Raw genomic sequence first — 20,083 nt, forward strand, 5'->3', positions numbered from 1 at the left:
CCAAGAACAAGGGGTACGGTGCCAATCAAAAATCATGTTATCGGTTGGCGATGGAAGAGGGTGCTGACATCATAATAATGGTTCACCCTGATTACCAGTATACGCCTCTACTTATTCCGGCCATGGCCTCGATGATTGGCAATGGCTTGTATCACTGCGTTCTTGGCTCCAGGATTCTTGGCGGACACGCTTTGCAGGGCGGGATGCCAATATGGAAATATGTGGCGAATCGTTTCTTGACCTTAGCTGAGAACATAATGATTGGCGCAAAACTTTCAGAGTACCATACCGGCTATCGTGCTTTTTCAAGGGAGTTGTTGGAAAGAATCGATTTATCACCTAACTCCGATGACTTTGTTTTTGATAATCAGATGCTGACCCAGATATGCTGGGCCGACTATACAATTGCAGAAGTCAGTTGCCCGACCAAATATTTTCCAGAGGCCTCCTCCATTAATTTGCAGCGCAGTATCAAATATGGTTTTGGCTGTCTACATACAGCCTTGACCTACCGTCTGGCGAAAATGGGATTGGTAAAATCTGATTTATTTCCTTCTTCATAAATTGATGGCTATGAAATTTATACAAGTAATTAGTTTAGTGTCTTACAGACTGTTTTCTTGTGTTTTTTACAAGAAAACAATCTGCGAAAGGCACGTATTTTGTTTATTGGGGGTAACTATCTCGGTGTTGCTCGTAACACCTATGACATACGCTGCAAATGAACCGCTTATCGGTGAATGCCTCCAGGGTGATTGCCGTACTGGGACGGGAATGATGCAGTTTCCTTCAAAAGATAAATATATTGGTCACTTTAAAGACAATATGCCCAGTGGCAAGGGTGTTGTGATTTTTGCCGACGGCACAACGCTTGAAGGAACGTTTCTGAAGGGTATTTCAATGGGGACCGGAGTGAAGATTTTTGCCGATGGTTCTCGTTATGAAGGCAAGTTTTATGATGGGAAACCAAATGGTCATGGTGTTATGCGATCTGTAGATGGTTCGTATTATGAAGGTGATTGGCGGAACGGTAGTTTCTCCCGGGGGCAAGGGGTGCGTGTCGGTGCAGACGGAAGCCGATATGAAGGGGAGTTTCAGTTCAGTCTCTTTCATGGCGAGGGGATACTTGTAAAAGTTGATGGCTCAAAATATGAAGGTCAGTTTAATAAGGGGGAGTTTGATGGTTCCGGTAAACTCACCTATCCTGACGGTCAACTTTACATTGGCCGTTTTGTGAAAAATAAGTTCGATGGTGACGGAACTCTCACTTTTGCTGATGGTTCTCGGTATGAGGGAACGTTTAAAGATGGTGAGTTTAGCGGTCAGGGAATTTTAACTAAAGTTGACGGGTCTGAGTATAGAGGTCAATTTGAAAATGGAGATTTTAATGGTCAAGGCCTTTTGTCGTTTCTCGATGGTAGAAAATATCGTGGGATGTTTAAGGACGGTAAATATAACGGGAATGGGGTGCTGACAACTCCTGACGGGCAGCGCTTAACTGGTGATTTTGCTGATGGGGTTTTTGTTGAAAGTGATGATCATAAAGAGTCAATCTTGGAAGAGAGTATGTCTTACTCTGAAACGGAAGAAGAGCTTCCGACTGGTACAGATGATGATACTAAAGGTTAATAAACTGTTTAGTTTTTTTTCTTCGGCTTTATTTCTTAAGAACTTATGGATCAGTTTCATTGGTTTTACTCTGGGTTTTTTCCTGCTGCCTGAGGCTGTTTCAGCTGTAGAGTTGTTGCTGCCCCATCGATTGCCTCGAACAGGCCAGATTTCTACATTTAATACCCTTGGTGCCAAGATTGATTTCTTGGGTTCTCGTCAGGATGGGGAGTTGCAACGCGGTGCTCAATGGCCTGATCCTCGTTTTATAGTTAATGAAGAGGGAACTGTTTCAGATAGATTGACGGGGTTGATGTGGTTGAGGGATGGAGAGTGTTTCGGGGCGATATCATGGCCTTCTTCCCATGTAACTGTGAAAAATATAAACAAAGGCCAAGTCGCCTGTCAGGATTATACAGGATCGTATACTGACTGGTTTGTCCCACAGGTAGGTCAACTGGCAAGTCTTATCAATGCTGAGGAACTATCCAATAGCAATTTTCTGCAGTTAGGTGGAATTTCAGATGTGCAAGCAGACAAGTACTGGTCGGCAACAGAGCATCGGAATATCCAGAATGCCTGGGTTGTTGACCTTGCAAATGGCGATATTGTAATCAGAAATAAACTTGCCAAGACATTTTTGCTGCCAGCACGTGTTTATGATCAAGCGCTTTTTGAGAAATTTGCGAACTTGAACTCTGTTGGCAAGGCCGGAGAGATTGCGATAGAGAATGCTGCTGCTCCTCTTACTGCCCGTTTCAGTGATAATAGTGACGGTACAATCACTGATAGCAAAACTGGGCTTATGTGGTTTAAGGATGCTGGTTGTTTTGAAAATCTTGCCTGGGAGGCAATATATGCCGCCGTGAACTCTTTGAATAGTGAGCCTCAGTCTGTGAACTGTCAAGGCTATCAGAATGTTTACGACGATTGGGTTGTGCCTAATGCAACGGAACTCTGGAGTTTGATTGACCAATCATTTGATTATCCGGCACTTAATGGCCCCCTGTTCAGGGGGTTACGTTCAGCCTACTGGTCTTCAACAACGGCTATGTCTATGCCCCAAAAGGCTTTTGCTGTCAGTATGGATGAGGGAAGCATGATGGCGCAGAGCAAGATGGCCGCTTTAAGTTTGTTGCCGGTACGTTTCGCCCAGCCAATGGTCGAGTATCCAAGGCGAGAAGCGCATATTGCTGCGGGAGTCGAAACTCAAGAAGCGCACATCCTTTTGTTGTCGCCTGATTTACACAATAAGATCCACTGGCCGCCGGCGCCACGCTTTCATGCCAATGACGATGGCACCAGCATGGACATGGTTACCGGGGTTTATTGGCTAACAGATGCCAACTGTTTTGAAAAGGTCAGTTGGCGAGAAACTTTAAAACTGATCAGCAAGTTTAATGCACAGCCCAGATCTTTTGAGTGTCAGGGGTACGATGGCGTCTATGATGACTGGGTAATTCCGACGGTTGCTGATTATCGAGAAATAGTCAACCCAGCAGCAGATGACAATGCTGAATGGCTTGGGACTCAAGGTATCCAAAATGTTAAATCAACTGCTGATTATTGGACCAATGATGAAACTCAGATAAATTTGTATTATGCGTATGTGTTTAATTTTAAAACAATTCAAGAAAGAAACTATCCCAAATCTCTGGCATTTTTTCTGTGGCCCAGGCGGGCAATGGTTTCAGCTGAAAAGAGAGAGCCCTTTTTAAGCTTGACAAGTACCGGAGTGAATGAAGAAGTTTCAGTAAGTACCAACGCAGTCCTTTCGCTGATGGTTCAATTGCATTCATTTGGGCTCCGTTATCCCGCGGATTATTGGTTTTGGTATGAGACTCCAGACGATAAGAGATTATGGATGACTTCAATCCGAACCTGGACTGATAAAATGACCCCAATGTATCAAACGGATTTATTAAATCTCAGGGATTACGAACTGTTTCGTTCATCGGATAAAAAGGCCCTGGCTCCAGGCCAGTACACCTTCCATTTTGCTGTGGATGATGTTCAAAACGGTATTTTAGACGGGACTAAATACGAAACTATTTTGACTGTTCACGTTGAGGGAAATTAAGGGTTAGAGGTAAAGGGTAAAGGGTGAAGGGTGAAAGACCCCTAACCCTTGACCCTTAACCCCTAACCCCTAATAATAACTGCCCTGTTTTAGCCAGGCTGCCAGGTTGGCGGCCAGGACTTTATTCTGCTCGGTGATGAAGCTGTTCTGGAAGATGGCGTCATCGGCGAAAACTATAAAATGTCCGTGACCCAGCTGTCCAGTAATAATGACGCTAAAAGGCTGAACAGCGTCATTTGTTTCAAGCGTGCCGTTATCGTTCAGGTCAATCCAGGCGGTTGGCGAGGTCTTGGCAATGACATTTGCCTCAAGCTGAGTGTTCAAGGCCCATGCCCCGTAAAATTTAACCTCAGTAAGTTCCTTGGTCAGCGGATGGCTGCTGGCCAACTCCTTAACGATGAAATCCGTAGGCGGGGCATCCGCAAGCAGGTTCTTCTGTTCCTGAATTACTCCATTTGAAATAGCAACACCCAAACTACTGAGGAGCTGAGCAGCTGGCGAGCCGATGTGGAGCATAATGCTTAATTGGCCGCCTTCGTTTAAAAATTCTTGAAGGGCAACAATTTCTGGAACTGTAATAGGTTTAAAAGGGCCGGAAATAATGACAGTTGATACGTTGGCCAGGGTCTCTTTTGTGAACGGTCCTGTTGATGTGCGAATCTCAAAATTTTGGTCGCGAAACATACCGGCAAAAATCGATAAGTCGAGCGGGCCATTATTTTCGATAAGAAACTGCTGTCCATGTCCCTGATCGAAAAGCAAAATTGGCGGGGGCAGCGGCGGCCGTTTGCAAGAAGAACAAAAGAGCAAAATTAGTGATATGAATATGGATTTTAGGATAGAGTAATTCTTCATAGCATGCCTACTTTATGATATCAATTCTGTTCGAATGTTTGTAATTCGAGTATTCGTCATTCGAATGTTGCTGTTAGTTTTAGGGATGTCTATACCTTTTTCTACCACACACAACATCTACGATTATTTTATTTCTCCGTGCCCTGCCACAGGCAGAGTTAAGGTAAATGTTGTCCCTTTAGGCGAATTATCTGTAACTTCAATTTTCCCCTGGTGCTTTTTCATAATACCATAGCTCACCGAAAGACCGAGTCCGGTGCCCTCAACGGCTGGTTTTGTCGAGAAAAAAGGCTCAAATATATACACCAGGTCATTTTCCTTAATACCTTTTCCCGTATCTTTTATATGTAAAAGGATGTTGCCGCCTTTTTTTTCGGTGGTCAGGTAAATTGTGCCGCCCCCGTCACCGATGGATTCCTGGGCATTATTAAGGCAGTTAAGTATGACCTGTTTGATTTGATCCTGCACGGCATTGAGGCGGGGAAGATTACGCCTAAAACGCTTTTGCACTGTTATGTTGTTTTCTTTGAAATTCTTTTTTGAGAAAACAAGCATATCATTTATCGCCTGATGGAGATCCATGGGAGCAACGGTTCCGGATGTCGGGCGGTTGAAGTTTTGCAGGTTGCTGATAAGATCTTTCACGCGGTGACACTCTTGAATGGCAAGATCTAAAAGCTCTGAGTCCGTTTGATCAAGATTGCAGGTTAGTTTTAATCCCTTTAAAAAATTCCTTATGCCAATGATAGGGTTGCCGAACTCGTGAGCGATTGACGCTGCAAGCTTGCCGACCGCACTGAGCTTTTCAGCGTGCAATAACTGCTCGTAAGTCTTTTTGAGCTGTTCAGTGCGGTCCTCTACTTTCTTCTCAAGAATTTGCTGGTAGGTAAGAATCTCCTTTTCCATTGCTTTTCTGGCAGTGATGTCTTGCAGTGTCTCAACGGCACCAATAATTTCACCGGCGCGGTTGCGTAAAGGGGCTGCAGTAAAAAATAACCAGCGAGGATTGCCGGCAAGTTCGAAAAAATCTTCGACTTCATACGAGTCATCAAGCAGTGAAGAAGGAATATATTTGTCAGTATAGAGTTGGTGGATGCTTTGTTCTGGGGCCTGGTCAAGGATCAGGTCGGCCATTGTCGGACGCTTTCGAGTATAAAACGCCTTCCATTGATTGGTGGTTCCTACTGCTTCAGAGCCCGAAATACCGGTTAGCTTCTCTAGGGCCTTGTTCCAGTGGGTTATCTGGTGGTTTTGGTCAATAACAAAAGTTGGGATAGAGTTGCCATGAATAATTTGAGTGAGTCTTTCTTTGCTCTCAAGCAGATTTTCTTCAGCCTGTTTACGTTCCGATATCTCTTTGGCAAGAAGCACATTTGCCTCTATATGATTTGTTTCGACAATTAACTGCTCTTCAAGAAGATTTAAGGCTTTGGTTGTTTTAGTCAGTTCATCATGAAATGGTGTGATATTATGGAAAATTACAGTCCATCCCAGGAACTTCGCACTTGTTAACGGGCTAAAAGTTAACGTATATTTGACAACAAGGTCATCGTAATGGTGAAGAAAATCTTCTTGTGAATAGTTGCCGCCTTGGGCGCTTTCGGCGCAATGCAACCAGCGAGTTTTAATGTGTGGTGGGAGCGCAGAAAATAGATTTTGACCAACGATGGGAGGATGCTGGCAAATTGATTGATATACGCCTTGAAAAGAGCCATTAAAATGTACAATTTCATTGTCCGAATTGCACACCAGCATGGGTTCAGGTCTTGAATCGAGAAAAGCAGATAGCGAGTTGATTTTCATAGTGACATGGTAGCGGTTTGGATAGCGAGCGACAAGCAAAAAAAAAGGTATCAGAAAACTGATACCTTTTTTTTGAGATCCTTGAACCTCAAAGCTATATTAATACTTCAGATTACTTTACGGTTGTAAGAACTCCTTTGCGGCCTTCTTCAGTAAGGCTTCCTTCTTTATCTTCTTTCATGCGGCCCTGAACGTTGTGAGCAATGCCATGACAACCGCCGCAGTTACCACCAAACTGCTGAAGCATCGCTTCACCATGGGGTACGCCGTGGCATTTCTGACATGTCGGGATCTGTCCATGAACGGGGTGGCAGAAGGCACAGGTCTGGTTTGTATGACGGGTCTTGTTGTTGACTAACTCATTATAAACATCTGTATGACAACCGCCACAAACTTTTTGAGGCTCTGTGATTGCAAAACTGATGTTCATCGGGGCATGTGGGTTACTATGACATCGGAGACAGTCTGCTGTTGCCAGTCCAGCGCGATGGCCTTCCTGATCGTGGCATGCTGAACAGTCTGGGATCTTGCCATGCTGATCATGACAACCTGCACAAGTCACTTCAGTATTGTGTTTAGAGTTAGCTGCTCTAATAACCTTAAAGACTTCAGCGTGACTCGGGTTTTTATGGCAGGTTCCACACTGTTCCTGGGGGGTGGAATCACTATACGAAATAATCATAGGCTTGTGTGGTCCGGCATGGCAAGTCATACACAGCGGATTTTGAACTGCACCATCGACATGGAAAACCTCGCCGCCTTTTTCACTATGACAGTCTGTACAGTTTGGAATGAAACCGTGTGTTGTATGGCATTCGGTACAAGCAAGAGACGTATGTTTGCTCGGAAAATCTTCTAACTCTTTTGGAGGATTGGCGTGACAGTTAAAGCAGATATCACCTGTTATGTCTGGAAGATTAATCGGGCTATGGGCATTTGAATGGCATTTACTACAGTCTTGAACAAACTCAAGGTCTCCATGAGGAGTTCCATGACAATCCTTGCATTTTGGAATTGCATCCTGATACTCAACTTTACCCGGTGCATAGGTGTGATACACTTCATGGCAGAAGGTACAGTCTTTCTGATGCCTTTGCCCTTGAGTCTTGAGTAAATTGAATACTCCGATGTGACACTGGGCACATTGTTGAAGTTGAAGAGGTTGTATATTCTGTGCATAAAGCCCTGACTGAGGTGGAACAGATTTAATTTTGTCAGTGAGGTGTACTTTGCCGTTTTTAGCCTGGGCAAGTCCACAGAAGATGATCAGTGAAAAGATAATCAAAGCCAATCCTGAGAAAATTTGTCTTTTGTTTGTCATTTTTTACTCTCTCGCAGTTTATATGAATGTTAAATCTGTGAACAGATTAATATATTAAATCATGTGGATTGCGGTGACACTTTAAGCAATCATCATTAAACGGATTCAAAATTGTGTTGTCATGCGGGTTACCATGGCAGGCAGCACAGTTTGGTACCGTCGGGTGTTGTGTTTTATGGCAGAATACGCAGGCAAGTTCACCGTGTTTTGCCTTGCTCGCGCTAAGCATGGTGAAGAGTTCTGTGTGACAGGCACCACAAAATTTGTTTGGTGTGTCATCGGCATATTTAATGTTAAGAGGACTGTGCGGCTGATGGCAGCGTAAGCAGTCTTCGTAAACCATGAAGGCGGCGTGGGGCTCATGGCAGGTCATACATTTGTTGATGACTTTATGTTTGGTCGGGTGGCAGTGAGTACAGTTTTTATCAGCGTGTTTGCTTGGAAACTGGGCAAACTCTTCGCCTTTGTCTGTATGGCATGTTTTACATGCACTTGAATTATCGGGAAGATCATCAACTGTCACATCAAGCGGGGTATGTGGGTTTCGATGACAGCCAAGGCAGTTGACGAGTTTGAAATGTTCATTCTCAGCACCATCGTGGCACATTGAGCATTGTGGGATTGTTGCTTTGCCGAGTGGCAAGTGCTCAATGTGGCAATCCAGGCAGCCAATAGCGGTCTTGTGCTTAGCACCGTTTCTATTGATGTCTGCTGGTTGTGCGTTGTGACATTTGTTGCAGTCGGTATTTACAAGTTCAGCTCCTGATTGAATCTCAAGAAGAGCTTGTTCACTGCTGCTCATCGCCGGCTGACCTGGGTCCATCTCAGATGTTTTTGAAGGATGTGGTTGAACACATCCACCAAAAACAAAGCATATTGCGCCAAAAACTACCAGTTTGGCAACTGCCTCTAAATAAGTACGTTTCCCTAGCATTTGTTTCTCCCCACAATCAATAATCTTATAAAAATGAACGCATATTCATTAAAAAAAAGTGATTTTGTCTAACATACATATGCGGCTATAGCAAGTGAAAAAGGGGGGCATTTAAAAACTCATGCTATCTCATTTTTGGTGATAAGTTTTTCAACTGTAGCCATGAAAAGCTGTATGTCGATTGGCTTAGAAAGAAAATTTAAGTTTTCTTTTTCAATCATTTCGGCAGAGATTATGTCGTCAGTGTAACCGCTGATAAAAATAATATTGATTGACTGGTCGTTTTTTCTGATTATTTCGTAAACTTCACGTCCATTTCTGTAGGGTAAGATGACATCAAGAATGACCAGATCAATCTCTTCTTTTTTATCAAGAAATAAGCTTATAGCTTTTTTGCCGTCGGAGGCGAGGAGAACTTTGTAGCCGGTCTTTTCAAGGGGGATGGAAAGCGACTTTCTGATCAGATCCTCATCGTCTGCCAGTAATATTGTTTTGCCTTGGGACGCTACAGAGGGTATGTCGCTGAGCTGATATGCAACCTGGGCATCGGTGGCATTCTCTATCTGCTCCAGTTTGACTTCCGGCACTTCCGGCACTTCCGGATCTATTGGATTGTTTTCGGCTGTAAACTCGATGGGCGAGAGTGCAGGAATATAAATTGTGAAGGTTGTCCCCGCATCTTTCACGCTTTCAACGTCCAGAAAGGCGTTATGCTGTTTAACGATTGTGTGTATGATAGACAGGCCTAAGCCAGTGCCTTTCGAGGAGCTTTTGGTTGTAAAAAAAGGCTGGCATATTTTATTTAAATGTTCCTCAGGAATTCCTTTACCCGTATCTGCAAGCGCCAAGGTTAAATAGCTGCCTGGCGGGATATCCTCAAGTGTGCCCTGTTTAGTGGCTTTCAGCTGAATAGCGTTGGTGGAAATTGTAATCTTGCCGCCATTTTCCATGGCATCTCGAGCATTGGTACAAAGATTGATGAGAATCTGTTCGAGTTGGTGGGGATCGGCGGATATTTCTACATCCTCGGCGGAAAAATTGAAGCAATACTGTATCTCATCATCAACCAGTGTCTTTAAAATATCTGAGATGTTGGAGATGATGGCTTTAAGGGTTGTCCTCTGCGGATTAACAATCTGCCTTTTTCCAAAGGAAAGCAGGTTTGAGGTTAAATTTTTACCAAGCTTTGAGGCAATGGAGATATATTTTATGTAGTCTGCTGCGGCTTTATTAGTGTCCTTGATCTCTTCATGAAGCAGATGTGTGAAGGTCTTGATGGAGCCAAGTACATTGTTGAAATCGTGGGCAATGCCGCCGGCAAATTGACCCAGGTACTCAAGCTGTTTTGCCTGCATCAGCTGTTCTTCAAGGTTTTTGTGCTCGGTGACATCGATGCTGCTGCCACGCCGGCCCAAGAACTCCCCTTTAATGTAAATCGGGCTGCAGGTATGTGTGAACCAGCGAATTTCACCGTCTCTGCGAATGATCCTGAAATCCGTGCCATCGTGCTCGGGTGCAGATATGTTGGTTAAGTGGTTACGGTATCCTTCAATGTCATCTTGATGGATGATATCGAGAAGGAGCTTTGGGTTGGTCATGAACTCTTCACGGGAATAACCGGTGAGGCGCTCGCAGGACGGTGATATAAAGGCAAGCTCATTGTTTTCTTTGATCCAGTATTCGAAGTTGTAGGCAAACTCGGAAACAATACGAAATTTTTCTTCATTTTCGGTAATAGTCTCTCGATATTTTTTGAAAGCGGCAGAAAATTTCAGAATGGCAATACTGCCTAATATCCAGAGTAATAAATGGGTCAGAAATACTGTCCGGCGGGTGGACACCTCAGTCTCAAAGTAGGGTTCAAGGGGAACTGAAACACTCATGCCGCCGCGGATTGAACCGAGGGTGTAGTCATCTTGATTCGAGTGACATTTAAGGCAGCCCTGGTCGATAACGTATGGTTTAAGCAGACGCAGGTAAGGCGCATCGTTAATTGTTTCAATGGTACTTGCCTCGTCCATCTCACCCTCTTTGAGTGCCATGAGGTTGGTTCGCTCCCATTCATCCGGTTCATCATAGGGGTCATAGGTTTTTTCATGGTCAAGGCTTACTGTATGGCTGATGGCCGCAAGTGTGGGCGCTTGTTTGTGAAGCACTTCATAGGCCTGCTTAGTCATTTGAAATGGATCTACCATGGCAAAGCCAGGTTCACCTTGGTTTCCAATGTTAAACATGAAGTGGGGGGTGCCCTTGTTTATATTCGAAATTTTGGTATATATCCCGCCATGCATTGTGCTCCATTTACGGTAGGCTATATTATGCTGGAAAATGGTTCGAGCTTCGATTCTGGCTTTGGCGATGGTGTCGGAGTAGTTTTGCGATAGGTTCCAGGTTACGGAGGTGATGATGAGCACTGTCCATGAAATAAGGAGACTGATAAGGTAATATCGGCCAAGAAATTTTTTTATGGAAATAGCAAGACTCATTTTTTGAAGAGATCAGTGGATTTTTTTTTACGATGACTTATGGTTGTAGTTAGTTTGTTGTCTGGCGAAAGCTTACCCTTAAAATATGTTCTGATAACTATAATTATGAATAATAATATGGATGTGAAAGAATTTCGATACAATGTCTGACTTTGCTTGTCAAGGGCAAAGCACTGTGGTGACAGGAACTGGCAATAAGAAACGAGATTATTTAAATAATCGTATACTATCTGGACTTGGAGGTTTTTGATGCTTTACAAAAAATTAGGACTCAAGCTGAAACTAGTTGCCTACCTTTTATCTGTTTTGTTTGTGTTTGTTGCTACAACGGCATTTTGCGAAGATCTGTCCGGGAATGTTGTTGAGACGATGAACAGCGGGGGCTACACCTATATTCAGCTTGACAAAAACGGCAGCCGTCAATGGGTTGCTATTCCTGAAAGTTTAATTCGAGTTGGTGATGAGGTGATTGTCAGCCCCGGTGTGTCAATGGGAGCCTATTCAAGTTCAACGCTGGGACGATCCTTTGATGAGATTATTTTTTCTGCTGGTATAAAAGAGATTACCAAGAGAGTTGTTGGTTCAGGATCAATTGATGAAAGTTCTGAGGCAAAAAAAGAGGATCTCAATATTGAAAAAGCCCCTGGTGATAACGCCTACCGAATTGAGGAAATATTCGCCCAGAAAAAAGCTCTTGATGGTAAGAATGTGACGGTGAGAGGAAAAGTCGTGAAGATCTCAAAATATCAGGGTAAAACATGGCTTCGCATCGTTGATGGCACCGGCAGCAGAAAACGTGGCAACCATAAGCTGATTGTAACCAGTGATCACAGTTTAGAAAAAGATGAAATTGTTACGGTAACCGGGACGGTGAGCGCTGATAAGTCGTTTGGCGCTCTGGCCTATGAAGTAGTTGTTGAAGATGCGCAGATAGTGAAATAAGCCCGATGAAATTTTTAGTAACGCTGTTCGGTTTGATTCTCGTCCTTGAAGGGCTGCCCTATGTCGCCTGCCCTGAGGCCATGCAGGATTGGCTGCGGAAGTTGAGTGAAGTCTCGCCGCGGCTGTTGCGGGTTCTCGGGTCTGTTGCCATGGCAACAGGGGTTCTGCTCTGCTATCTCACACAGCGAACCGATCTGCTCGGATAATGGGCGCCAATTTTCAAATTACATCCTATGATTTTGTTCTGCCTGAGGCCCAAATTGCCCAGCATCCTGCAGTGCGAAGGGATGAATCGCGACTATTGTCAGTTGATGGCCAGGCAAGGGTGATTTCTCACCATAATTTTTCTGCAATTGTTGATCTGATTAATCCCGAAGATGTTTTGATCATTAATGATACCAAGGTTTTCCCTGCCCGTCTGAAAGGTAAAAAAGATACCGGTGGCCAAGTTGAACTCTTACTGCTGCAGTACCCCCTTTTAAACTCTGCCCCCCAAAAAGATTGTAATGGGTTCCGTCAGCATGTGTCGGGTGTTAAGGGCTTAGTTAAAAGCTCAAAGAGGCCTAAACCCGACGGCCATCTGCTGTTTGGCTGTGAGCTTGAAGCGGTAGTTGAGGATATTGCTGCCGATGGTTCTGTCCGGGTGACCCTCATGTGGAACGGAGATATGGACGAACTTTTGCTCAAATATGGGGTTATGCCCCTGCCTCCCTATATCAGAAGAGACGGGCGGCAGCATGCCGGGAATGATGTTGATCGTTACCAGACTGTCTATGCCAGGGAAAGTGGCGCTATTGCTGCGCCAACCGCCGGACTGCATTTTACCGGTGATCTTCTTGAGGCAGTTAAGGTAAAAGGCGCCAAGGTCGCTGCGGTAACACTGCATGTTGGGTATGGCACCTTTGCACCCGTGCGGGTGACCGATATCAGGGATCATAAGATCCATTCCGAATGGGTCACAATTAGCCCTGAAGTTTCAAAACTAATTTCAGATTGTCGTCAAAATGGCGGGAAGGTCTGGTCGGTCGGCACAACTACAACCCGAGCCCTCGAGTTTGCTGCCGACGGAAATGGCGGGGTCAATCCCATCTCTGGCCCGTGCGATATCTATATTTACGAGGGCTATCGCTATAAAGTTGTTGATACTCTCATAACTAATTTTCATCTCCCGAAATCTTCTCTACTGTTCATGGTATGTGCATTTGCCGGGAAGGAGTTGGTTTTACAGGCGTACCAGGAAGCGTTAAGGGAAGGATATCGGTTCTACAGTTATGGCGATGCGATGGTGTTGACTCGTGGGTTAGAGGGTGAAGGGTGAAGGGTGAAGGGGGGTGTTTCGGGTGGGCAATCGTATCTGAAATAAAAAAAGGAGAGTTATTTGCTCTCCTTTTTTATTTGATGATGAGGGGCATTTCTTGGAATGCTCAAACTCTTATGCGGCGCAACAGGACGCTCCGTCAGCTTTGGGGCAGGTTGCGGGGGTGGTGGTTGCAGTTGTTTCTGCTTTGGCTGGGCAGGTCGTTTGACTTGGGCAAGCAGTTTTTGTATCACTATAGCCGTCAGAATACCAGCCACCGCCTTTCAGGTGAAATGAACTTCGTGAAATTATTTTTTTTAACTGGCCGGGACACACCGGGCAGTCTGTTTTTGGTTCATCCGCTATGCTTTGCGTAACCTCTATAACATTGTGGCAGTCTTGGCATTCATACTCATAAATTGGCATTGTACTACTCCTTTTGTGTTGTACTATATCTCTCAGCACGAGGCTGTGGGATAAAAAAGTAAATATGACTAAGGGTACATTTATAATGCCGGTAGAGGTGTATGTCAATAATTTGCAAAAATAATCACCGTGATTGAATCTTGGTGTTTGAAAAAAAACGCCATAAATTATAAGCTGATTATATTGCTGATAAATCAGTAGTTGAACGTAAAGGAGAATATTGTGCAGCAAATATTAAGTGCGCAGGCTAAAGAAGGGATGGTTTTAGCTAAAGACGTTATGACCCCGGAATCAAGGGTGTTATGTGGAAAGGGAACTGTCCTGTCAACAACTCTGCTTGATCGTTTGGAAAAAATGGATATTGTCCATGTGACAGTTGAAGGCCATCCCGTTGAACTTCCTGGCGAAAAAACATTGAAACAGGAGCTGCAGGCCGTTGAAGAGCGGTTTTCAGATGTTACTCAGATCGCACCTTTAATGTACATCAAACAGCGAATTATGAAAAAGCTTGTTGAATCGAGAGGGTAACAATGGAAGATTCTAAACGCCAGCAATTTAGAGCGGCTTTGCGTGAAACAAAAAATTTGCCGACATTGCCGGGTATTGTTGTGAAACTGTCTAGAATGGCTGATGATCCCGATAGCACTACCGAACAGATGGGGAAGGTCCTGAGTAAGGATCATATTCTGGCGGCAAAACTTTTAAAACTTGTTAACTCGGCATTCTACGGATTTCCCCAGAGGATAAGCTCCTTGAGCAGCGCGATTATCCTTCTCGGGTTTAACGTAGTCAAGAGCTTGATTGTCAGCGCCTCAATTTTTGAAATGATGGAAGATCAGGATGTTGAACTTTGGGAGCACTCGCTGGGTTGTGCTGTAGCGTGCAGTGTAGTGGCAAGACGCATTGGAGTTGACGAGCCCGAGGAGGTCAGTACTGCAGGTTTAATTCATGATATTGGCAAGGTTGCCATCAAAATGGAGTTACCCCAGGAGTACGAGATGATAACTCGTTTGATGCGTGAACGAAAAATGTCAATGCGGCAAGCGGAACTTGAGGTTTTGGGGCTTGGTCATGATGAGGCCGGTGGGTGGCTCACTAAAAGCTGGAACCTGCCAACTAAGCTGATCGAACCCATAGCCTGTCATCACGATCCGCGCCTGGCAAAAGATGAGATGCTTAGCAGCTCAATTATTCATTTTAGTGATATCTTGATCAGGGGAATGGGCTACGGCCATGCCGGCGATGATAAAGTTCCTGCCTTGAGTAAACGAGCTTGGCAGTTGCTAAACTTAAGCCCCGAGGATATCAACTTCATCATTGATGAAGTTGAGGAGAAACTCTGGGAAGTGAAAGGGTTCAGCCTTGAAATACAGGCAGAGACTGAAAACTCTGCAACAAATGGATAACTGTTGTGACGCGAATTCTTGTGGCTGGCAATGATATTCTTGTGCGTCCGGAAAGCAGGGTAATGCTTGAGGCTAAGGGCTATCACATTATTACCTGTCTGGATGTGCAGGCAGCCACATCACACTTCCTGGATGATCCACCAGATATTCTAGTCCTGGAGAAAGGTTTGGGCGGCAAAGGTGACAGAGGTTTAATCCGTATGGTCAGCGCCTGCCTTCAGAAAGCAAATATACCGATCTTGCTGGTGATTAGACAGGAAGAGATGATAGCTGGGATCGATTGGTGTGACTATCCAGTCGATGATATAATCTGTTTTCCGGTCGCACCAGAAACATTATTGATCCGGGTTCAGTTGGCTGAAGCGCGTATGAACAGGGTGTTTGATAATAACCCGTTAAGTAAATTGCCGGGCAACACCTCTATTCTTAAGGCCATTCAAAGTGCCTTGGAGTCTGAAAAACCATTGGCTGTCTGTTATGTAGATATTGATAATTTTAAACCCTATAACGATCACTACGGTTTTTCACAGGGCGATGATGTGATCTTGATGGTGGCTCGAGTCATTGTCAACGTTGTTGATGAGATTGCCCGAGAACAAAGTTTTGTCGGTCATATTGGCGGTGATGATTATGTTTTTATTGTCACTGAAGATAAGGCCGAAGAGGTATGCAAACGAGTTTTGGCAAATTTCGAGGCAGTTCGAAATATGTTTATTGAGCCGGAAGATGTGAAAAGAGGTGGGTTTGTTGAAAAAGATCGGCAAGGTCGTGAAACCAGTTTCGGTCTGCTAAGTATTTCAATAGCTGTTATTCCTACCAATCATGGAAAATTTGAGCACTTTGGCCAGGTGTCTGCGGCAGCCTCACAACTCAAGCACAAGGTGAAAGCGCTTGATGGTAATAATTATCTTGTTGATCAACGCGAATCCTACTCGCCTGGCTGAAAAAACTCAGACGCCCTCACACACTCTCTGAAATACTTGAAAGTTTACTTTTAACGGTTTCTTGTGTAAATGCTGTAACCACGTAAGCAATTATCTTATCTAACCCACTCAGCAAGAACAATATGATCGGTATTTTTGACTCTGGTGTAGGCGGCATGACTGTTGCCCATGCTATAGAGAAAGCATTGCCTAATTCGAACTTGATCTATTTCGGTGACTTGGCACGCACACCGTATGGTTCAAAAAGCTGCGAAACCATTGATCGCTATGCCAGGGAAAATATCGATTTTTTGATATCAAAAGGGGCAAAGTTAATTGTTATCGCCTGCAACTCGGCAGCTAGTGTTGTGCGCAGTGAAACGCTGACCGCCTGTAATCTTCCGGTTTTTGATGTGATCGATCCTGCCGTACGTCGAGTGGAGCAGTTGGCCAAGAGTTCCGGGAAATGCTTGCGGGTAGGTGTTATTGGAACCCGTGCCACAGTCAAAAGCGGTGTCTATGCTAAAAAAATTGGTCAAAGCTGTCCGCAGGCAACGGTTATTTCAAAAGCCTGTCCCCTGCTCGTTCCCTTGGTTGAAGAAGGATGGCTCCATAAACGTGAAACCAAAATGATCTTGCGCCGCTACCTGCACTCTTTGCGGTTAAAACAGATTGAGGCCTTGGTGCTGGGATGTACCCATTACCCGCTTTTAAAGGATTTAATTCAGCCAAAAATCGGTAAACGAGTTACTATTATTGATTCGTCCGAAGAAGTGGCTGCAAGCCTCAAGCACTACCTCGATTCGCATCCTGATTTTGCCAAAACTCTTGGGCAAGATGGGCATAAACAGTTTTATGTCTCAGACGTAACTGAGGCGGCTACGATAACGGCTAAAAAAATTTTTGGGCGTCCTATTGAACTTACTCTTGTTAGTTAGTTGAACGGTTGATTGGTTGGTTAGTTGGGTCGGATGTTTACTTATGGAAAGGAAATGATGAACAAATATAGAATCAGCAGGTCATCTGTACAATTTTTGCTTTTGCTTGTGGTTAGCCTCTGTTTATGGTTGCCCATGCAAACCGCTGCCGCCGAAATGCCTGTTAGCGAAATTGCCAAAAAGTTGCAGGAATCTTACAACAAGATAACCTCTCTACAGGCCTCTTTTGTTCAAGAGACCTATAGCAAGCTGAGCAGCAGAAAACGAACCGGGAATGGGTCTCTGGTATTAGTGAAGCCAGGCCTTATGCGTTGGGATTATCAGGCGCCCGATGTACAGGTGTTTATTTGCGACGGGGAGCGACTGTCAATGTATTTTGCTAAAGAGAACCAGATGTTTACATCCTCGGCAAAACAGTATCTTGAGTCAGATGTTATGTACTCTTTTTTTGCTGGGTCGGCAAATATAAGCCGTGATTTTGATGTGCTGGAGTCAACTGAAACAGAGCAGGATATTGACGAGACCACCTTTCAAATGAGGCTTATTCCGAAAACGATGCACCCCCAAATAGATGAGATAACAGTGTGGGTTGATCGGTCATCGTATCTGTTGAGCCGCCTGAAGGTTGTTGATAAATTTGGCAGTATCACGGATATGATTTTTTCTGATATCGTCGAGAATCAGAAGGTCGATCGATCCAGATTTGCCTTTACCCCGCCAGCGGGCACAGAAATAATCAATCAATAATCTGCAGTACGTTTTTTGTTAAAAGGAATAGAGTTATGAGAATAGCTGTTATAGCTGACAGCCATGATAATATAGTGAATTTGCGGGCAGCTGTTCGTTATTGTAATGCGTACGGCGTCACAACGATGATTCATTGTGGCGATCTTATTTCGCCATTTATGCTGGGGGTGTTGGCTGGGTTTGGTGGGGCCGTGCATCTTGTTTATGGCAATAACGTTGGCGATCAGCATCTGATATCGCAGTGGTGTGGAACAAAATTCCCCTCCCTCACCCACCATGGCAATTTCGGTGCAATCGAGGCCGGAGGTATGAAAATCGCCTTCACCCATTATCCTGAAATGGCCAGGGGTATTGCAAGCCAGGGCTCTTTTCACGCGGTTTGCTGCGGGCATAATCACCGATATGCCGTTGAGCAGGTTGGCGATACGCTTTTAATTAATCCGGGCGAACTGCTTGGCGCAGAATGTCAGCCGGCATTTTGTATTTTAGAGACATCATCGAAAGAGGTTGAACGGGTTGAAGTCGGTCAACAGTTGGCGGATGTCGATATTCCTATCAATTTGTAATTTGGAAGAGATCATGACAGAAGAACTGAGTTTTGCAGATATGCTTGAGGAGTCCTACGAAGAACCCGTGGTCTTAGAACCTGGGCAAAAGGTTGCCGCCACCGTGGTCAGCATTGGCAGGGAGTGGGTTTTTATCGATTTGGGCGGCAAGAGTGAGGGCTATTTTTCAGTTAGTGAGTTGCGCGACCAGGAGGAAACGTCTCCTCTTAAAGAGGGTGACACCATTGAGGCCTATTTTCTTTCTGCCGGCAAGGGGGGTATGAAGTTTACCACCCGTCTCGGGAAGGGCTCTGATGCTAATGAACATCTTGAAGAGGCCTACCGGGCCGAGATTCCAGTTGAGGGTACCATCGATAAAGAGGTTAAAGGTGGTTTTTCGGTCAAAATTGCCGGCTCTGTTCGGGCCTTTTGTCCCTTTTCTCAGCTCGGTTTTCAAAAATCCGATGATGAGGACCTGAGCGGACGACAGCTGTCCTTTTTAATTGTCGAATACGGTGAGTCCGGCAGGAATATAATTGTTTCCCATCGAAAAATCGTCGATATAGAGCGTCGCAAACAGGTTGAGGAGTTGAAGACGACTCTACAGGAAGGCATGACTGTCAGCGGCACGGTTGCGTCAATCCGTAACTTTGGGGCCTTTATCGATATTGGTGGTATTCAGGGGTTGTTGCCAATATCTGAAATTTGCTGGGGCCATGTTGTCGATATTAACGAAAAGCTTACGGTCGGGCAGAAGGTGGAAGTGGCTGTAATGAAGCTGGACTGGGAGAATGAGCGGTTTTCCTTTAGTTTAAAGAAGATTATGGCCGATCCCTGGCTTGGGGCTGCTGAGAAATATCCGGAAGGTTCAGTCCATATGGTAAAAATTGTCAGGCTTACTCATTTCGGTGCCTTTGCAACTCTGGAAGAGGGTGTCGATGGGTTGCTGCATATCTCTACTCTGGGCGGAGGCCGCAGAATCAGTCATCCTCGAGAAGTTGTTGCTGTCGGGCAAGAGCTTGAAGTGCGTGTTGAGAAACTAAGCCTTGAAGATAAGAAAATTTCGCTGGCACTCAATGTTATTGTCGAAAAACCCGAAGTAACCCAAACTGAATCTCCGGAGGAATTTGAACGAAAAGAGTACCAGGCCTATCAACAGACTAAAAAACAGTCCGAAAGCCAGCCACTCGGCACCTTCGGTGATATGCTGGCCGCCAAACTGAAGGAGACTGGTAAGTAAATTGGCTTTGGCACCATGTTTCTGGACTGCCACGTCGCTTCGCTCCTCGCAGTGACGGGGAGTGGGGGATGGTGCTTATGTGTGACCGGCTTGCAAGGTCGTGAAAAAGCTCGAAAGGCGCACTCCGTCTTTGCGAACGTAGTGAAGCAATCTAGTTGATACTCGTCTTTGCGAACGTAGTGAAGCAATCCAGAGGTATCTGACTTGGGCACCATGTTTCTGGACTGCCACGTCGCTTCGCTCCTCGCAGTGACGGGGAGTGGGGGATGGTGCTTATGTGTGACCGGCTTGCAAGGTCGTGAAAAAGCTCGAAAGGCGCACTCCGTCTTTGCGAACGTAGTGAAGCAATCTAGTTGATACTCGTCTTTGCGAACGTAGTGAAGCAATCCAGAGGTATCTGACTTGGGCACCATGTTTCTGGACTGCCACGTCGCTTCGCTCCTCGCAGTGACGGGGAGTGGGGGATGGTGCTTATGTGTGACCGGCTTGCAAGGTCGTGAAAAAGCTCGAAAGGCGCACTCCGTCTTTGCGA

19 protein-coding genes are annotated in these 20,083 nt (G+C 45.0%); 13 read left to right on the forward strand and 6 right to left on the reverse strand.

The genetic code is table 11. The annotated features are described in order from the left end of the window. The 3 genes from HQK80_09615 to HQK80_09625 form a co-directional block, all read left to right on the forward strand. A partial coding sequence (locus HQK80_09615) for a glycosyltransferase family 2 protein (protein ID MBF0222466.1) occupies positions 1-563 on the forward strand: 563 nt, incomplete at its 5' end. Between the two features lie 142 nt (positions 564-705). Next, a complete protein-coding gene (locus HQK80_09620) occupies positions 706-1,629 on the forward strand; it encodes an MORN motif-containing protein (protein MBF0222467.1) in 924 nt (307 codons plus the stop codon). After that, positions 1,610-3,688: a DUF1566 domain-containing protein gene (locus HQK80_09625; GenBank protein ID MBF0222468.1), complete on the forward strand. Its 2,079-nt coding sequence runs from the start codon at positions 1,610-1,612 to the stop codon at positions 3,686-3,688. Before HQK80_09620 ends, HQK80_09625 begins: the two co-directional genes overlap by 20 nt. Positions 3,689-3,757: 69 nt before the next feature. On the opposite strand, the gene HQK80_09630 is transcribed toward HQK80_09625, so the two are convergent. The 5 genes from HQK80_09630 to HQK80_09650 form a co-directional block, all read right to left on the reverse strand. Next, entirely contained in the window at positions 3,758-4,450 is a 693-nt protein-coding gene (locus HQK80_09630; protein ID MBF0222469.1) for a DUF4350 domain-containing protein, read from the reverse strand. Between the two features lie 216 nt (positions 4,451-4,666). Then, the gene (locus HQK80_09635; GenBank protein MBF0222470.1) at positions 4,667-6,346 is read right to left on the reverse strand and encodes a PAS domain S-box protein; all 1,680 of its coding nucleotides are present in this window, start codon (positions 6,344-6,346) and stop codon (positions 4,667-4,669) included. A gap of 112 nt (positions 6,347-6,458) precedes the next feature. Then, a complete protein-coding gene (locus HQK80_09640; GenBank protein MBF0222471.1) occupies positions 6,459-7,667 on the reverse strand; it encodes a hypothetical protein in 1,209 nt (402 codons plus the stop codon). Between the two features lie 46 nt (positions 7,668-7,713). Beyond that, the gene (locus tag HQK80_09645) at positions 7,714-8,601 is read right to left on the reverse strand and encodes a cytochrome C (GenBank protein ID MBF0222472.1); all 888 of its coding nucleotides are present in this window, start codon (positions 8,599-8,601) and stop codon (positions 7,714-7,716) included. Between the two features lie 119 nt (positions 8,602-8,720). Continuing rightward, positions 8,721-11,087 carry a response regulator gene (locus HQK80_09650; protein ID MBF0222473.1) on the reverse strand — a complete coding sequence of 789 codons (2,367 nt, stop codon included), beginning with the start codon at positions 11,085-11,087 and terminating at the stop codon, positions 8,721-8,723. A 249-nt stretch (positions 11,088-11,336) separates the two neighbouring features. Between HQK80_09650 and HQK80_09655 the strand changes: the two genes are divergently transcribed. From HQK80_09655 to queA, 3 genes are read left to right on the forward strand one after another with little or no spacing between them, the layout of a single operon-like run. After that, on the forward strand, positions 11,337-12,029 hold the full coding sequence (locus HQK80_09655; protein ID MBF0222474.1) for a DNA-binding protein: 693 nt from the start codon (positions 11,337-11,339) through the stop codon (positions 12,027-12,029). A gap of 5 nt (positions 12,030-12,034) precedes the next feature. Continuing rightward, on the forward strand, positions 12,035-12,235 hold the full coding sequence (locus tag HQK80_09660; GenBank protein ID MBF0222475.1) for a DUF2065 domain-containing protein: 201 nt from the start codon (positions 12,035-12,037) through the stop codon (positions 12,233-12,235). Then, positions 12,235-13,347, forward strand: a complete 1,113-nt coding sequence (queA, locus tag HQK80_09665) for a tRNA preQ1(34) S-adenosylmethionine ribosyltransferase-isomerase QueA (GenBank protein MBF0222476.1) — start codon at positions 12,235-12,237, stop codon at positions 13,345-13,347. Before HQK80_09660 ends, queA begins: the two co-directional genes overlap by 1 nt. 114 nt (positions 13,348-13,461) lie before the next feature. Here queA and HQK80_09670 read toward each other — a convergent pair whose 3' ends face one another. Beyond that, positions 13,462-13,752: a zinc ribbon domain-containing protein gene (locus HQK80_09670; protein ID MBF0222477.1), complete on the reverse strand. Its 291-nt coding sequence runs from the start codon at positions 13,750-13,752 to the stop codon at positions 13,462-13,464. 222 nt (positions 13,753-13,974) lie between these two features. Between HQK80_09670 and HQK80_09675 the strand changes: the two genes are divergently transcribed. The 7 genes from HQK80_09675 (at position 13,975) to rpsA (ending at position 19,551) form a co-directional block, all read left to right on the forward strand. Then, positions 13,975-14,280, forward strand: coding sequence for a hypothetical protein (locus HQK80_09675; GenBank protein MBF0222478.1), 306 nt, complete (start codon positions 13,975-13,977; stop codon positions 14,278-14,280). A 2-nt stretch (positions 14,281-14,282) separates the two neighbouring features. Further along, a complete protein-coding gene (locus HQK80_09680) occupies positions 14,283-15,158 on the forward strand; it encodes an HDOD domain-containing protein (GenBank protein MBF0222479.1) in 876 nt (291 codons plus the stop codon). Between the two features lie 5 nt (positions 15,159-15,163). Continuing rightward, positions 15,164-16,102 (forward strand): diguanylate cyclase, encoded by a 939-nt coding sequence (locus HQK80_09685; protein MBF0222480.1) that lies wholly within the window; start codon positions 15,164-15,166, stop codon positions 16,100-16,102. A gap of 122 nt (positions 16,103-16,224) precedes the next feature. Beyond that, on the forward strand, positions 16,225-17,019 hold the full coding sequence (locus HQK80_09690) for a glutamate racemase (protein MBF0222481.1): 795 nt from the start codon (positions 16,225-16,227) through the stop codon (positions 17,017-17,019). Positions 17,020-17,073: 54 nt separating this feature from the next. Then, a complete protein-coding gene (gene lolA, locus HQK80_09695; protein ID MBF0222482.1) occupies positions 17,074-17,766 on the forward strand; it encodes an outer membrane lipoprotein chaperone LolA in 693 nt (230 codons plus the stop codon). A 35-nt stretch (positions 17,767-17,801) separates the two neighbouring features. Next, positions 17,802-18,332 (forward strand): YfcE family phosphodiesterase, encoded by a 531-nt coding sequence (locus HQK80_09700; protein MBF0222483.1) that lies wholly within the window; start codon positions 17,802-17,804, stop codon positions 18,330-18,332. After that, the gene (gene rpsA / locus HQK80_09705) at positions 18,307-19,551 is read left to right on the forward strand and encodes a 30S ribosomal protein S1 (protein ID MBF0222484.1); all 1,245 of its coding nucleotides are present in this window, start codon (positions 18,307-18,309) and stop codon (positions 19,549-19,551) included. The genes HQK80_09700 and rpsA overlap by 26 nt, the downstream gene beginning before the upstream one ends. Positions 19,552-20,083 lie beyond the last annotated feature (532 nt).

The organism is Desulfobulbaceae bacterium (assembly GCA_015231515.1).
Classification (GTDB): Bacteria; Desulfobacterota; Desulfobulbia; order Desulfobulbales; family VMSU01; genus JADGBM01.